The following is a 15,552-nucleotide window of genomic DNA, read 5'->3' as shown; positions in this document are numbered from 1 at the left end:
TCGCTGACCATCCTAGGCAAGCCGCCAAATCGCCCGATGGCGCGGTCGGGGCGCCCGGCCGAGGTCCCGCTGCGGACGCCCCGACCAGGGCCCTACGCCGACAGCACCAGGCCGTCCGAATTCTCGGTCTCGAGTGGCTCCGGGTTGGTGCTCTCGGGCTCCTCCTGCGGCTGGTCGAGTTCCATCGGGCTCGGCCGCCGCGGGTCGATCTTGACCTGGCTCCGCGCCATGTCCGGGCCGATCGACGTCGCCCGCACCTCCATCGATGACCGGCGGTTGCCCTCTTTGTCGAGGTACTCGTTGGTGTAGATGTAGCCGACGACGACCACCGGGTCGCCCTTGAACAACCGGCCCGCCACCCCGTCGGCCACCCGGCCCCAGCAGTTCACTGTCACGTACAGCGAGTTGCCCGGCTCCCAGCCGTCGTCGGTCTTCTTGCGCGAATTGCTCGCCATCCGGAACGTCACGACGTTGCTCTCCCCAGCCCGGCGCGCGACCACGTCGGTGATCACGTTGCCGACCACGGCGAAGGGTGTCTCGAACATGTGCTTCTCCATCCAATTCGGTGTTGCCGGCGTTCTCGTCGGCCTCTCGCGTCCATTGATCCGTCAGGCACCGACAAAAGAACCGGCGCCGCTCCCGTGGCGGCGCCGGTTGTGGATGAATCGCGAACTGTGGACAACCGGGCTTGAGTCAGTCGGCCTCGATGGCATCGATGGTCTTCTTGGACTTGCGGCGCTGCAACTCCCGGACATCGAACTTGATCCAGCCGATCGAGTCGACAGTCGCCAAGTCCGCCAGGATCGACCGCAGCTCGGCGAGGAACGCGGTCCGCCGCTCTTCCAGATCGGGTGCCGGCGCCAGCAGCTTCTGGTCGGCCACCACCTGCCGCGCCGTCGTGAACAGCAACGCCGACACCGACTCGTTGCTGCGAATCCGGCCCTGCGCGACGTACTGCCGGCCGACGCCGAGGGCGCGCTTCGTCAGATCCTTCTCACTGATGTCGGGCGGCGTGCCCCGCAGCACGTCGGCGACCAGTTCGTAGGCCTCCAGGAACGGCCGCAACATGGCGCCGGCGATGATCGGCCGCTTGGCCCGCAGCATCGCGTAGATGGCCTCGCCGCCCTCGGCCAGCTGCTGCTCGCAATTGGCCTGCCACGACATCTCTTCCACGATGTGCTCGCGGAACGAAGCCGAGTCGGCGAAGTAGAACTCGAACTTGAGCAGGTCGCGCAGCCGCATCACCTGCGTCCAGAAGGCGTCCACCGGGTCGGATTCCGCCTTGGCCGCGTGCGCCATGGCCAACTCGACGATGGCGGTTTCCAGGAACGCGTCGATGGTCGTGTTGCGGTAGAACGCCGCCTCGTGCTCGTCCTGCGGCGCGATGTACCAGACCGGCTGCCGGCCGGTGTTCACCGCGGTGACCGGATGCCCACCCGACATCGCGTCGAGCGCGGCCCGGACACCTTCTTGGGTACGCAGCCGCAGTACGGAGTTGGTCATCGGAATCTGCTTGCGCTCAAGGTAATCCAGCGCATCCTGCAAGGTGTGGTGCAGCTGGTCCAGCGTCAGCGCCAGGCCGCGGGTGGTCAGCAGCAGCGCCGATACCAGCGCGGTGGCGTTGATCGGCGTGGCCCGCAGGATGCGCCAGGCCACCTCGAAGGCCATCTTCTGCAGTGCCAGGCGTTTGACCGCCGGGTCGGTGGCCACCGCGCCGTCAGGTGGCCCCAGCTGCTCCCGCATCGACACCGCTTCGGGGAAGCGGACGTAGATCTTGCCGAAGTTCCGGTCTCCCTGCGCCTTGATGTAGTGGTACAGCCAGCTCAGACCTTCGGGGGTCTTCTCGCCACCGCGGGCGTAGGCGGCATACTCGGCCGTCTCGTGCAATTGGTCGAAGCTGATGGAAACGGGCTGCAGCAGGATGTCCTCGCTACGGCCGTCGAGGTAGGCGTCGGCGACGTACGCCAGCAGACCGAGCTTGGGCGGCAACATCTTTCCGGTCCGGGAGCGCGTGCCCTCGATGGACCAGTTGAGATTGAAGCGCTTCTCCACGATGTACCCGACGTACTCCTTGAGCACGTACTTGTACAACGGGTCGCCGGCGATGTTGCGGCGGATGAAGATGACGCCGGAATGCCGGAAGATCGGCCCCATCAGACCGAACGCCAGGTTGATCCCGGCGAAGGTGTGCACCGGCGGCAGACGGTTCTCCTGCATCGCCACCGGCACGATCACGCCGTCGAGGTAGGACCGGTGCGAGAACAGGAGCACGGCGGGGTGCAGCTCCAGCGCATGCCGCATGGCCTCGACCTGCTCACGGTCGTAGTCCACGTTGGGATCGAAGCCCCGGCTGAAAATGGCGCGCCCGATCTTGGGGATGAAATCGACGGAGAACCGGCTCCACCCCGTCGACAGCTCGTCGAGCATCTCGCCGGCCTTCTCGACCGTCGCGCCCGGAATCTTCTCCAGGCCTTCCCGGAACCGCGCCGACGCCAGCACCTCGGGCTTGACCAGCCGGGGCGATTTGTACTCGGGGCCGAGCAGCCGCAGCTCGACGCGCTCGATGGCGAGCTGCGCCCGGCGCAGCACGAATCGGGCGAATTCCCTGGGGTTTTCGGCGGTCGTCGTGTCCTTCCACTGCTGCCGCAACTGCCCCACCGTGGCGGGCTCACCGGCGACCACCCGGGCCCGCAGCGGGTCCTTGCGCAGGATGCGGCGCTGCAACAGTTCCGGTGGCCGGTACCGGTCGCGACCGGAGATCAGCGACACGATCTTCGAGCGCGTCGGCAGACCGGCGGGCACCCAGAACACCCGAACGGGCACCACCGAACGGCTGTCGTCGACGCTGAGCAGTTCGACCAGGCGGGCCAGCGTGCCGGGCGAGGGCTCGCCCTCGGTCGGCAGCCGGAGTACCTCGAGTCGGGTGTCCGGGTGCTGCTTGCGTTGGTGGGCCAGCCAGTCGTTCAGCAGGTCCCACTCGGCCGCGGAGCCGACCGCGGTCAGCACCAGGGCGTCGTCCGTCGGGTCGAAGCTGGCGAGATCGTCAGCGGTGTGCTTCACCGTCGGCCCTTGGCGCTGCGCGGCGTGTCGCCGCTGTCATCGGGCGAGTCCCCGGGTTCGGCCGGCGGTTCCGCCCGGTGGTAGAGCGGATTGTCGGGCACCTTGTCGTGGGGCCACTTTCGGAGGGTGTCGAGATAGAGCTGCCGCACCTCCGCGATGCGCTCCGACAGATCGTCGAGCGTCCAGTCCTCGACCGAGATCGGCGGATAGACCACGACGTCGACCTTGCCCGCGTGGAAGGTCGACGAATCGCGCGCGGCGATCACCTCGGCATTGCGGATCACGATCGGCACGACGGGGATACCGGCGGCCATGGCCATCCGGAACGGCCCCTTCTTGAACTCGCCGACCTCGGTGGTGTCCAGGCGGGTGCCCTCGGGCGCGATCAGGATCGAAAGGCCTTTACGGGCAAGCTCTTCCATCTTGTGCAGGCTCTCGATGGCCGAGGCGGGATCGTCGCGGTCGATGAACGCGGCATCCATCACCTTGCCGATGGTGCCCATGATCGGGTTGCTTTCCAGTTCCTTCTTGCCCACCGAGGTGAAGTTGTCACTCACCAGGGCGCCGGCGATCATCGGATCGGCCTGGTTGCGGTGGTTGAAGATGAACACCGCAGGCCGTTGTGCCCGAAGGTTTTCCGCGCCGAGCACGTTCAGATCGATGCCGAGGGTCGCCATCAGGGCCTTGCTCCACGCCGACGTGAAGAAGTTGACGCCCGTGCGCCGGTTGCCGGTCAACAGCCCGAGCCCGAGAGCTCCCGCGGCGACCGGCGCCAGCGACGCGATGCCCGCGAAGGTCCGCAGCTGCGCGATGGGGCTGCTGCCGCTGCGGCTGGAGAACTTCAGCACCGGCCAACCGCGCTTGGCGGCAACCGATTCCAGTTTCGCCGCCGGATTGGTGGGCCGCGGATTGCCGACCAGGTACATCAGCGCGACGTCTTCGTCACCGTCGGCGTAGAAGTAACTCTTCGTCAGGTCCACACCGTTGTTGGCGGCGAAAGCCTGCGCGGCATTGGCCTTCCCGGGTCCCCACAGCACCGGCCTGACGACCTCACCGTTGATGAGCCCGTACTCGTCCGTCTCGAACTTGTTGCACAGCACGTTCTTGATGCCGAGGAAGTTCGCCACCGGCTCCACCTGGACCGTCAGCGCCGACGAGCTCAGCACGACGGTGTGTCCGCGCGCCTGGTGCGCGCGCACCAGCTCGCGCATCTCGGGATAAATCCGCTTCTTGATGTGCTGGATGAACAGCCGCTCGCCCAGCTCGTCGAGGTCACTGAGCGAATTGCCGTTCAGCATCCGCGCGCCCCGGCCGATCAGGTCCTCGAACTCGGCGCGCCCCAACTGGTGGTTCACTGCGGCCTGCACCATGCCGATGAATTCACCGACGCCCATCTGCCTGCGGCGCAACCGGTCCTGCGTCATGATCACGCCGGTGAACCCGGCCACCAGGGTGCCGTCCATGTCGAAGAACGCGCCGACCTCCGGCCCCTGGGGGCTGGCCAGAATTTCCGCCACCGAGCCCGGCAGCCGGGCGTTGCGGAACTCGCCCGCGTAGTCGTCATCCGAACTCATTGCGCGGCACCCCCGTTCACGGCCGGCTCGGCCTGTTCATCCGCCAGTTCGAACGATGCCGGAATGGCCCGACCGTCCCCGCCCAGAGCCAGCACCTCGTTGAATCCGTCGAGCAGGCATCTTGCCCACAGCTCGGGGTCGTTGATCGATGCCCGGTCGTAGCGCGTGCTGATGGTGACCCAGCCGCTGCGCGAGATGAGCACCGCCATCATCGCCACGCCGGGCAGCGGCCCGATTCCGTAGTGCCGCAACACCTTTGCGCCCGCGATGTAGGTGTCGACCGGCGGGCCGGGGACGTTGCTGGCCTGCACATCGGAATTCACCACCGAGCCGGCCATGGACTCCAGTAGGGGATCCGGCACCAGGTTCAGCAGCGGCGCGACGACGCCCACCACCTCGATGGCGCGCTCCTCCCGCTTGCGGGTCATCTGGGCCCGCACCTTCTGGATGCGCTTGCGTGGGTCGACGACGCCGATGGGCGCGGCGATGTTGACGCCGGCAAATCTGTTGCCACCGGCCGGATCCGAGTCGGAGCGCACATTCACCGGTACCGCCATCGGCAACGACGCCACCGGGATGCCCTTGGCCTCGTGATAGCGGCGCAGCGCACCGCACAGCGCGGCGAGGTATGCGTCGTTGATGGAACCCTCGGCCGCCTTCGACGCCTTGTGCAGATCGCTGAACTTGATGTCGATCGCCTCGCTGCGTGACGCCAGACCACGTCGGCGCAGCACCGGCGACGGCGGTGCCGCGGGCGTCATCACCCGCCGGCTCGACCGGACGTAGTCGACCACCCCGCCGACCGCGTCGGCCGGATCCCGCACCATGCGGCCGAGCAGACCGGCCGCACCGCGAGTCGCATCGAGCACATTGTTGGCGATGCCCTTCGGCAACGCGTTGATGCCTTGGCGTGCAAGGTCGTTCGGCGACAGGTCCTCGGGGATCGGCAGTGGCGCAGACGGCCGCGGCCCGGGATCCCGCTCGAGGTCGTAGAGGTTCGCGAACATCTCCATGCTGCCGACGCCGTCGGTGACGGCGTGGCTCATGTGCACGATGTTGGCAGCGCCACCGCCCGGCAGCCCTTCGACCAGCGTGGCCGTCCACAGCGGACGGGAGATGTCGAGCGGCGACTGCAGCGCCAGCTCGGCGAAATCGAAGACCTCACGCAGCGTGCCCGCGCCCGGCGCGCGCACGCGGCGGACGTGGAAATCCAGATTGAAATCGGGATCGACGACCCAGCGCGCGGCGGCCGTCGGCAGGCTCGGCATCACGACCTTCTGCCGCAGCCGGATCGCCTTGCGGGAGGCCTGCTCGAACCGCGCCCGGTACTGCTCCCAATCCGGGGTGACGTCCAGCAGTTCGACGCCCATGATGCCGGATCGGGTGCGGGGGTTCGCCTCCCCGCGATGCATCAACTGATCGACTGCACTCAACTCTTCGGGCAACCCGGCCGTGTCATAGTCCGGCACGTCGCTCATGGCTGTCGCTCTCCTCTGTCGTTGCCCAGCGCTGGCCCCTAACGCTAGTCCGCCGCCGGAAACGGCGCGGGCAATACCGCTGTTGCCATGGCCACTGCCGAGTGGCCGCGGGATACACTTCCAGCGCGTTGCCTCCGTAGCTCAGTTGGATAGAGCAAGGGCCTTCTAATCCCTAGGTCGCAGGTTCGATTCCTGCCGGGGGCGCTCATCCGTCTCGGCCTCGATGACGGTCCGTGACGGCGCCGTCCGCTCCCACAGCACCGCGCCCACACACGCGGTGATCACCCAGCCGGCGCCGCTGATCCCGCACCAGGTGAGCAGCGCCATCGCCACCCCGATCGGTCCGAAGTCGTCCCATCCGCGCAGCAGCGGCGGGAAGATCATCCGGGCCGCCAGCGGCAGGATGGTGCCCTCGATGACCACGCCTGCCAAGCCCGCCAGCAGCAGCGCCGACCGGCCTCTGCCACCGCCTCGCACCAGAAGCGCGGGGGTGATCGTCCAGAAGATCCAGACCGGGATCAGCGACACCGCGAAGAGCAGAATCTGGCTCCACCCGTGGTGCACGCCGCCGAACGCGATGCGTTCGCGGACTCCGATCATCGTCAGATACAGGACGAACCACGTCACGCCGCGCCAGAGCTTGCCACCCCAGCCGAAGGGCTCGCGGCGCCATGCCTTGGCAAAGATGCCGGCGATGGTCATCGACATCGGGATGCCCCAGACCAGGAAGCTCGCGACGCCGAAGAACGTCCAGTTGGATCTCAGGCCCGACGCGCGGCCGAACGCGGCCCGCACGTGGTCGGTCAGCGGATAGGCCAAGCCGAGCTGCCTGCTCACCACGACGCCGGGGCTGGCGTTGTCGGCGAAGCCGGTGAGATAGCTGAAGCCGATGATCGCCAGTGGGATGACCGTGGTGAACAGCTGCACCGACACCACCGTGCCCAGCGTGCCGCCGTCGATCTCGTTGAAGCGGTTCACGACGGCGACGAAGGGCCGGAGCTGACGCATCTCGGCCAGCTGCCGGTACCGGTCTTCGAGGCGTTGCCGCATTGCCGGCGATTCGGCGTCGTCGCTCATGCTCCCCCCTCTACGGACCCGGGCATTGTGCCCGGTCGGGGGTCAGCTCCGCGCCGAAACGGCCGGAGGTCTGGCTCAGACGGCCTTGGTGATGCCGTAGTAGGCGACGATGTCGTCGGTGTCGGCAGTAGAGCTCGTGAGCGTCGCGTACGAGCGCAGGAACGACTGCCCGAGGCAGCCGTCGACCTTGATGTGGGTGTCCTTGAGGGTGATACGCGCCGGCGCGGCCTTGAAGGACTTCTTGTCGACCGGAACCTGGGTCACCGTGCCCGGCTTCGGGTGGACCTCGATGCTGCCCACGAGCGGGAACGTCACACCCGTCGGGATGGCGCCGGTGAACAGGTTCGCGTTGGCGGTCGAGGCACCCACCGACCCCACCAGACGGATCTGCCCCAGCTCGATGCCGCAACCGATCTGATAGCCGGCCTCCAGCGTGCCGCCGGTCAGGGTGCCCTTGCCCTTGCCGGTCACCGTGCCCGTGAACGTGCCGCCCACCAGGTACTCACGCGAGCTGACGGCCGTGGTCAGCGGCGCGACGGGCAGTTCGCTCTCGTCCTTCGCCGCGACAGTCAGCGTCCAGCCGTCGGGGGTGGTCACCGTAGCGGGTTCCTCGGACGCCACGACACCGGTATCGACCGGCGGACCCTCGTTCCCGGCGGGTGCGGGGTCGGCGGACGCAATGGTCGCCGCCCCCGACGGGAGCAACAGCCCAACAGCGGCAACCACAGCAAAACGCTTCAACATGAACTTCGAACGCCTCTCGACACCCCGAACAGCAAGGAACCCCACAGTTATCTCGCAGACAACCGCGCGGAAACAGGTTTTGAATCACGTGAGTCGAAACACAGGCCATAGGCTGGTGCGGTGTCCGATCTCGTTCTGACCCAGGTCATCGACCGCGTCGCACTCATCACGGTCAACGATCCCGACCGCCGCAATGCGGTGACGGCGGAGATGTCCGCAGGCCTGCGGGCCGCGATCAATGCCGCCGAGGCCGACCATGGCGTGCATGCCGTGGTCGTGACGGGCGCCGGCAAGGCCTTCTGCGCCGGCGCCGACCTGACCGCGCTCGGCGCCGCCACTGTCAACGGCCTGCGGGTCATCTACGACGGCTTCCTCGCGGTGGCCGACTGCACGCTTCCGACGATCGCCGCGGTGAACGGCCCGGCCGTCGGGGCGGGGCTCAATCTCGCGCTTGCCGCCGACGTCCGGATCGCCGGGCCCGGCGCGGTCTTCGACCCGCGGTTCCAGAAACTCGGGATTCACCCGGGCGGCGGCGCCACCTGGATGCTGCAGCGGGCGATCGGTCCGCAGGCGGCGCGAGCGGCGCTGTTGTTCGGCATGAAGTTCGACGCCGACGCCTCCGTGCGGCACGGCCTGGCGCTGGAGGCCGCCGACGACCCCGTCGCGGCGGCACTGGCGCTGGCGGCCGGCCCGGCCTCGGCGCCGCGTGAGGTGGTGCTGGCGACGAAGGCATCGATGCGCGCGACGGACCACCCCGGCGTGCTGGACCACGAACAGCACGCGCGGGCCGTGGACATCGAGATCGTCCCGCAGGCGGCGTCGATCGAATCACCTGAGTTCGCCGCCCGCTTGGCCGCTGCCAAACAGCGCTGACCCGCGATCAGGCCTAGGCGTCCAGGAGCGCGAGTTCGGGCGCCTCGATGAGCGCCCGTAGTTCACCGAGGAACGCCGCGGCCCCGGCGCCATCGGCGATCCGGTGGTCGAAGGCACAGGTGAGCGTCATGGTCGGCCGCGCCACCACGTCGCCGTCGCGCACCACGGCACGGGGTTTGAGCGTTCCCATCCCGAGGATCGCCGCCTCCGGATAGTTGATGACGGGCACGCCCTGGTCCAGACCGAGGGCACCGAAATTCGACACGGTGAACGTCGAGCCATGCAGTTCAACAGGTTTGAGCGTGCCGTCGCGGGCGGAGCGGATCAGTCCGTCCACCGCCCGGGCCAGTTCGCGGGTGGAGAGGCGCTCGGCGTCCCGGACCACCGGCACCAGCAGCCCCCGCGACGTCGCGACGCCGATACCGAGATGCACCGATTCGTGAAGATGCACGCTTGCAACGTGTTCGGACGGCACCCAGGTGGCGTTGAACTCGCGGTGGTGCCGGAGCGCGATGGTCAGCAGCCGTAGCGTCAGCACGAACGGTGTGACAGTGCCGTCGGCGCCTGCCAGGGTGTCGCGAACCCGGAGCAATTCGGCGCAATCCACCTCAACCGAGGCGTGCGCATCCGGTATTTCCCTGCGTGACACCGACATCCGTCGTGCCATCTCGGCCTGCACACCGCTGACGGGAACCAGGTCGGCGTCGCCTGTCTGGTGCACCGAGGCCAGTACGTCCTGACGTGTGACGATGCCGTTCGGACCGGACGGCGCCACCCCGGTCAAGTCGACGTGCAGCTCGGCGGCCAGCTTGCGCACCCGCGGCTTGGCCCGCGGCCGCCGTCGGGTGGTGTCGAGATCGGCGTCCGCGCCGTACCCCACCAGCACGGGTTTGCGTTGCGGTGCTTCGGCTTTGGGTCTGGATTCGGACTCGGCTTCCGGCGCGGCCGTCGGCTCCGTGGGTTCGGCCGCCACCGCCGCATCGCTGGCGATGCGGACCAGGACGGCGCCCACCGCGAGCGTCTGCCCTTCTGCCCCACCGAGTTCGGTCACCACACCCGCGTAGGGACTGGGTATCTCCACGGCCGCCTTGTTGGTCTCCACGGTGCACAGGACCTGGTTGAGTTCGACGGTGTCCCCCACCGCCACGGCCCAGGAGGTGATGGTGGCGTCTTCCAGACCTTCGCCGAGGTCGGGCACCAGGAAGTCGTGGGTCGCGGTCATGGCTGGCTCATCGCCTTGTGCACGCAGTCGAGCAGCCGGTCGACGCCGGGCAGCCACAGTTTCTCCAGTCGGGCCGGCGGATACGGGGTGTCGAAGCCGGTGGCGCGCAACACTGGTGCCTCCAGGTCATAGAAGAGGTCTTCGGAGATTCGGGCCGCCAACTCGGCGCCGAAGCCCAGGGTGCGCGGCCCCTCGTGCATGACCACCGCGCGACCGGTCTTGCGGACCGAGGCGGCGATGGTGTCGAAGTCCAGCGGGTTCAGCGACCGCAGGTCGACGACCTCCAGGTCGTGATCCTCGGCGTGCTCGGCGGCGGCCAGGGCGGTGTCGACCAGCGAGCCGTAGGTGATGACGGTGACGTCCCGCCCGGTACGCCGCACCGCGGCCCGCCCGATCGGCGGTGCCGGCACGCTGGTGTCCAGTTCCCCCTTGGTCCAGTACCGGCGTTTCGGTTCGAGGAAGATCACCGGATCGCGGGATGAGATGGCTTCGCGCAGCAGCCAATATGCATCCGACGGGGTCGACGGAATCACCACCTTCAGCCCGGCGGTGTGCAGCCAGTAGGACTCGGTCGATTCCGAATGATGTTCCACCGCACCGATACCGCCGAACGACGGGATGCGGATGGTCACCGGCATGTCGACATCGCCATGTGTACGCATCCGGTACTTCGCGAGGTGGCTGACGATCTGGTCGAACGCCGGGGCCGCGAACCCGTCGAACTGGATTTCGGGAACCGGCACCATGCCGCGGATCGCCATCCCGATCGCGATGCCCACGATCGCCGATTCGGCGAGCGGCGTATCGAAACACCTTGCTTCCCCGAAGGTCTCGTGCAGGCCGTCGGTGACGCGGAACACCCCGCCCAACTGCGCGACGTCCTCGCCGAACACCAGGACCCGATCATCGGCGGCCATGGCGTCGTGCAGAGCACGGTTGATGGCCTGCACCATCGATACGGTGGCCACCGTCGACGACGCGGCCGGCGGCTCCGGCTCATCGGGCTCCGCATCACCGGACCACGACGGTCGCTCGATGATCTGCGTCATGTCAGCCCTCCCAATCCAATTCGGCCAGCAGCGCGTCGCGCTGCCGGGCCAGTTCGGGTGTGATGTCGGCGTAGACGTTGTCGAACATGTCCGCGACGTCGAAGTCCGGCGCGGTCAGCACGGCCTCACGCAAGTCGGCGCGGAGTCGTCGGGAGCGATTCTCGACGTGCTCCTGCAGGCGCGGTGTCCACACCCCGACCTGTTCGAGGTAGACCCGGTAGCGTGCGATGGGATCGCGCGCCTCCCACCGCTTCAGCTCGTCGGGATCGCGGTATCGGGTCGGGTCATCGGAGGTGGTGTGCGGACCCATGCGGTACGTGACGGCCTCGATCAGCGTCGGCCCGTCACCGTCGCGGGCGCGCTGCGCCGCCTCGGCCATCACCGCGTAGCAGGCCAGCACGTCGTTGCCGTCGACCCGGACGCCTGGCATCCCGTAGCCGATGGCACGGTGGGCGATCGACGGCCCGGCCTGCTGACGACGCACGGGCATCGAGATGGCCCAGTGGTTGTTCTGCACGAAGAACACGCACGGCGCCGCGGTGACGGCCGCGATATTGAGCGCTTCGTGCATGTCGCCCTCGGAGGTGCCGCCGTCGCCGACGAACGCCACGGTCACCGAGTCCTCCCCGAGCCGCTGCGCGGCCATCGCCGCGCCGACCGCATGCAGACCATGTGACCCGATATCGATCGATATTGGCGCACAGTGCTTTTCGGTGAATCCCAGGCCGCCGTGCCAGCGCCCCCGCCACACCGCGCTGATCTGGGCGGGCGTGATGCCGCGGACCAGCAGGGCGCCGAGTTCTCGATACTGCGGGAACAACCAGTCGGTCTTGCGCAGGCAGGCCGCGGCGCCGATCTGCGCGGCTTCCTGGCCGCGGCACGAGGCGAACAGCGCGAGCTCGCCCTGACGTTGCAGGTTGACGAACTCGCCGTCGAGGTCGCGGGTGACGACCATCTCCTCGTAGAGCCAGCCCAGTGTTTCGGGGGGCAAGTCGCGGCGGTACCGCTCGTCGGAGGTGGGTGCGCCGTCGGGCGCGATGAGTTGCACGGGTTCGAGATCCACCCGGTTGTTCAGGCCGGGGACCGACACGTCAGCCATACCGTCTCCTTTCGGTGACGGCATGTTCGGCCGTCAGTCCGCGAGAAGCTCAGCGCGGTGGCGACCAGGGCAACCCCCGGGTGGTGGGGGTCGCCGGCCGATGCCGGGGTGTGGCATCAGTCGGATGATCCGCTCTGCTCGCCGCAGTGCTGGGGCATCACCGCCATTATGCGCCCGAAGGCCGTCTGGCCGCGGTTATCGCAGGTAACGGAGTGGAGACGTGTCGGGCAGGTACGTGCGGCGCCCGGGCAATACGGCCGACTTGTAGCCCGAACGTATGAATTCACTGTCATTTGCCCTGGTGACACGCCGATCGGCCCAGAATCTGTCGTTGCCGCGTGCTAAAACCATCGCATCATCAACGTGGCAGTGCCAGAAGCGAGAAAACGATGAGACGTCCGAACCGCGCCGGCCGGCGCGTCGCCCGCGTGTCAGCCGCGCCCGCCCCCTGACCTCGCGCTACCTCAGTCTCATCATGTTTGACACCGACACAGGCGCCGCACGCCGCAACTTCCTGCAGCACGCGATGGGCATCAGCCTCTTCATGCGTCATGGCGCGGCGCTGGTGGTCTACGCCGTCGTGCTGGTCCCGGCGCCACGGGTCGGCGCGGCCGGCGCCGCCTTCGCGTGCCTGGCCGGCGCCTGGTCGCTGTACCGGTTGCTGACCCGCTCCGCGACGCCGCGCATCATCGCGATCGACTACGCCGTCACGATCGTCGCTTGTCAGGCCCTACCGGTCCTCTCATCCGACCGCCAGGTGTGCCCGTCGACCTGCGCGCCGATCGCGATCGCCGGCACCGCCATCGCGAGCTTCACGGTATTCGAACCCCTGCTCAACATGGCGATGACCGCGGGAGTCGCTGCCGCGCTCGCCGCTGGGGTGGCGTCGGTCGACGGACTGCGCGACGCCGATCAGTGGGTCAACGTCTACTACTTCGCATTGCTGTGGATCGCGTCGACGCTCATCCGGATGTTGACGGTGCGGGTGGCCGAGAAGGTCGACGTCGCGCGCGCCGAACGGCTCGCGGTCGAGCTGCGCCAGAAAGTCAACGCCGCCGTCCGCGATTACGACCGCGAGCAGATGCGCCTGCTCCACGACACCGTCGCGTCCACCCTGCTGATGGTGGGCACCGGCACCGCCTTGTCGCCGGATCGCGTTGCCGCCCAGGCGCGCCGCGACCTTCGTGTGTTCACCGAGGCATCCCACGCACCCGCGCCGCCGGCAGATCTCGTTGCCGCCCTGCGTGATCACGCCACCCACGCCACGACGCCGGTGAGCTATGCCGGTGCCACCGCGATGTGGGTGGACGGCGCGACGGCAGCGACCATCGCGGCCGCCACCCGGGAGGCCCTCACCAACGTCGACCGGCATTCCGGTGCCACCGCCGTCACCATTACCGTCCATATCGGCCGGATTCAGATCACCGACAACGGATGCGGATTCGACAGCACGCAGCCGACGCGCGGGCACGGCATCGCCGACTCGATCGTCGCCCGCATGCAGCAGCTCGGCGGCGTCGCCGAGATCAGCACACAGCCCGGACGCGGCACATCGGTTGAATTGCGGTGGCCCACCGCAACATCTGCCAATGCGACGGCAGCGCCGGACCCGGAACGGCTGATCGAGCGGGCACACATGGTATTCGGGCTGGCATTGGTCGCCTATGCGCTGGTGAACCTGCTGGTGACCGTCCCGGCCTCGCTGGCCTTCGCGGCCCATCCCCATCTGCAATGGGTCCTCATCGTCGTGACCACAGCGGCGACACTGTCGGCGATCCCACGGGTGATGGGCCGGACCAACCCGCGGGCCCGCTTCGGCATCGTCGCACTCGTGATTGTCGCTCTGGTGCAGTCGATCTCGATGCCGATCAACGACCTCGACCCCCAGCTGCAGTGGGCCGAAGGGGCGATCGGCTGGTGTGTGCTGCCGCTGCTGCTCAGCGTCCGACTCGGCTACGCGGTCGGCGTCCTGGTGTGGTGCTGGGTCGTGCCCGCGATCTACGCGATCATCCGGAATCCGTCGGCCCATACGATCGTCGACCTCGGATACGACACCGCGAGCGTGCTCGTCGCTCAATTCTGCGCGCTGGTCGTGGCTGACATGATCCGGCAGTCCGCGGCTGCCGCCACCGCCGAGACCGAGAGTCACATGCGCCTCACTGCCGCAGCACGCATCGCCGATGCCGTGCAGGAGGAGTACGACCGCCGCTATGCGGACCTCGCCGACACCATCCAGCCCCTGCTGTCGACCCTCGCCGAGGGCGAACCGGTCGATGACGAGACGCGGCGCCGTGCACAACTCGAATACCAGCGCCTGCGTACCCTTTTCGACCAGTCATCGAGCTTCGAGCACGTGCTGCTGCGTGAGTTGCGCCCTCGCGTCGACGCGGCCCAGAATCGCGGCATCGCCGTCTCCGTCGACGTCCAGGGCACGCTACCGACCATGGATGTGCCGACAGCGCGACGGCTGGCCCGACTCGTCGACCAGGTGCTCCACTCGGCCGCCTCACCCGCCCGGATCACGCTGACCGCCGAGGCCGCCGCCGTCGAGCTCAGCATCATGTGTCACCGCGCCGGCCACACCGATTTGCCGACGAAATCCAGCGTCTGCGACGAAGATGAATTCGACTTGACCACCCTTGATGACACGGTGTGGATCACCGTGCGCCATCCACTGCCAGAGAGACCGACCGAACATGTCCGCGCCGGCCAACCGACCTGAGCCCCTGGCCATAGCCGTTGTCGATGACCACGACGTCATCCACACCGGCGTCTCGGCATGGTGCGCACAGGCGGACCCACCCATCCGCGTCGCATCCGACCATCTCGACGCCGAATCATTCCTGGCCGTCTATCCGAAGGCCGATCACGAGTTGGCCGCGGTCATCCTGGACCTCGAACTGCGTAGCCGCCAGCCCGATTTCGACGCTGTCGCCGCCATCGTCGACGCGGGGCATGCGGTGATCGTCTACTCGCACCTGGAGAACGCCGAGGTGATTCTGCGCTGCCTCGGCATCGGCGTGGTCACGTATCTGGCCAAGAGTGAAGGCCAGGGCCACCTCATCGAGGCCATCCGAGCGGCCAGCACCCACGAGCCGTACATCGGTCCCCGGATGGCCGCGGCCATCTGCTCGGACACCGACTCCGGCCGGCCCGGGCTCACCAAGCGCGAACGCGAAGTGCTCAAGGCCTGGTTTCAGACCGAGAGCAAGGACATCGTCGCCAAGCGCCTACACCTCGCACCGACCACCGTCCGGACCCATCTGCAACGCGTCCGCGCCAAATACGCCGCGGCGGGACGGCCTGCGGCCACCAAAGCCCAACTCGTCGCCCGCGCCGTGCAGGACGGCATCCTCAGCGTCGAGGACCTCTAGCT

12 protein-coding genes and 1 tRNA gene are annotated in these 15,552 nt (G+C 68.0%); 5 read left to right on the top strand and 8 right to left on the bottom strand.

Features of this window, described 5'->3' with window-relative positions; all coding sequences use genetic code 11:
- Nucleotides 1–92: 92 nt before the first annotated feature.
- The 4 genes from ssb to ACWW1C_RS07465 all read right to left on the bottom strand — a co-directional run bounded on the left by ssb (nucleotide 93) and on the right by ACWW1C_RS07465 (nucleotide 6,112).
- Nucleotides 93–545 carry a single-stranded DNA-binding protein gene (gene ssb / locus ACWW1C_RS07480; protein WP_455982846.1) on the bottom strand — a complete coding sequence of 151 codons (453 nt, stop codon included), beginning with the start codon at nucleotides 543–545 and terminating at the stop codon, nucleotides 93–95.
- Nucleotides 546–693: 148 nt separating this feature from the next.
- Entirely contained in the window at nucleotides 694–3,060 is a 2,367-nt protein-coding gene (locus ACWW1C_RS07475; RefSeq protein WP_455982845.1) for a glycerol-3-phosphate 1-O-acyltransferase, read from the bottom strand.
- Entirely contained in the window at nucleotides 3,057–4,634 is a 1,578-nt protein-coding gene (locus ACWW1C_RS07470) for an HAD-IB family hydrolase (protein ID WP_455982844.1), read from the bottom strand. Before ACWW1C_RS07470 ends, ACWW1C_RS07475 begins: the two co-directional genes overlap by 4 nt.
- On the bottom strand, nucleotides 4,631–6,112 hold the full coding sequence (locus ACWW1C_RS07465) for a wax ester/triacylglycerol synthase family O-acyltransferase (RefSeq protein WP_455982843.1): 1,482 nt from the start codon (nucleotides 6,110–6,112) through the stop codon (nucleotides 4,631–4,633). The genes ACWW1C_RS07470 and ACWW1C_RS07465 overlap by 4 nt, the downstream gene beginning before the upstream one ends.
- A 130-nt stretch (nucleotides 6,113–6,242) precedes the next feature.
- On the opposite strand from ACWW1C_RS07465, the gene ACWW1C_RS07460 reads away from it, so the two are divergent.
- Nucleotides 6,243–6,316: transfer RNA gene (locus ACWW1C_RS07460), tRNA-Arg, on the top strand.
- A 19-nt stretch (nucleotides 6,317–6,335) separates the two neighbouring features.
- The gene (locus ACWW1C_RS07455) at nucleotides 6,336–6,926 is read left to right on the top strand and encodes a hypothetical protein (protein WP_455982842.1); all 591 of its coding nucleotides are present in this window, start codon (nucleotides 6,336–6,338) and stop codon (nucleotides 6,924–6,926) included.
- A gap of 338 nt (nucleotides 6,927–7,264) precedes the next feature.
- Here ACWW1C_RS07455 and ACWW1C_RS07450 read toward each other — a convergent pair whose 3' ends face one another.
- Nucleotides 7,265–7,933, bottom strand: coding sequence for an MspA family porin (locus ACWW1C_RS07450; RefSeq protein WP_455982841.1), 669 nt, complete (start codon nucleotides 7,931–7,933; stop codon nucleotides 7,265–7,267).
- A 120-nt stretch (nucleotides 7,934–8,053) separates the two neighbouring features.
- On the opposite strand from ACWW1C_RS07450, the gene ACWW1C_RS07445 reads away from it, so the two are divergent.
- Nucleotides 8,054–8,806 (top strand): enoyl-CoA hydratase, encoded by a 753-nt coding sequence (locus tag ACWW1C_RS07445; protein ID WP_455982840.1) that lies wholly within the window; start codon nucleotides 8,054–8,056, stop codon nucleotides 8,804–8,806.
- A gap of 13 nt (nucleotides 8,807–8,819) precedes the next feature.
- Here the strand turns inward: ACWW1C_RS07445 and ACWW1C_RS07440 are convergent, their stop codons facing one another.
- Genes ACWW1C_RS07440 through pdhA form a run of 3 tightly spaced genes read right to left on the bottom strand, consistent with a single transcriptional unit; the run spans nucleotide 8,820 to nucleotide 12,176 of the window.
- The gene (locus ACWW1C_RS07440; protein WP_455982839.1) at nucleotides 8,820–10,028 is read right to left on the bottom strand and encodes a dihydrolipoamide acetyltransferase family protein; all 1,209 of its coding nucleotides are present in this window, start codon (nucleotides 10,026–10,028) and stop codon (nucleotides 8,820–8,822) included.
- Nucleotides 10,025–11,077 carry an alpha-ketoacid dehydrogenase subunit beta gene (locus ACWW1C_RS07435; RefSeq protein WP_455982838.1) on the bottom strand — a complete coding sequence of 351 codons (1,053 nt, stop codon included), beginning with the start codon at nucleotides 11,075–11,077 and terminating at the stop codon, nucleotides 10,025–10,027. The genes ACWW1C_RS07440 and ACWW1C_RS07435 overlap by 4 nt, the downstream gene beginning before the upstream one ends.
- A gap of 1 nt (nucleotide 11,078) precedes the next feature.
- Entirely contained in the window at nucleotides 11,079–12,176 is a 1,098-nt protein-coding gene (gene pdhA, locus ACWW1C_RS07430) for a pyruvate dehydrogenase (acetyl-transferring) E1 component subunit alpha (RefSeq protein WP_455982837.1), read from the bottom strand.
- Nucleotides 12,177–12,651: 475 nt separating this feature from the next.
- On the opposite strand from pdhA, the gene ACWW1C_RS07425 reads away from it, so the two are divergent.
- Both ACWW1C_RS07425 and ACWW1C_RS07420 read left to right on the top strand, forming a co-directional pair.
- Entirely contained in the window at nucleotides 12,652–14,898 is a 2,247-nt protein-coding gene (locus ACWW1C_RS07425) for a sensor histidine kinase (protein WP_455982836.1), read from the top strand.
- The gene (locus tag ACWW1C_RS07420) at nucleotides 14,873–15,550 is read left to right on the top strand and encodes a LuxR C-terminal-related transcriptional regulator (RefSeq protein WP_455982835.1); all 678 of its coding nucleotides are present in this window, start codon (nucleotides 14,873–14,875) and stop codon (nucleotides 15,548–15,550) included. The genes ACWW1C_RS07425 and ACWW1C_RS07420 overlap by 26 nt, the downstream gene beginning before the upstream one ends.
- Nucleotides 15,551–15,552 lie beyond the last annotated feature (2 nt).

This window comes from Mycobacterium sp. HM-7 (assembly GCF_053852335.1).
Note: the sequence above shows the minus strand (reverse complement) of the source record. Positions and strands in the feature narration are given on the sequence as shown.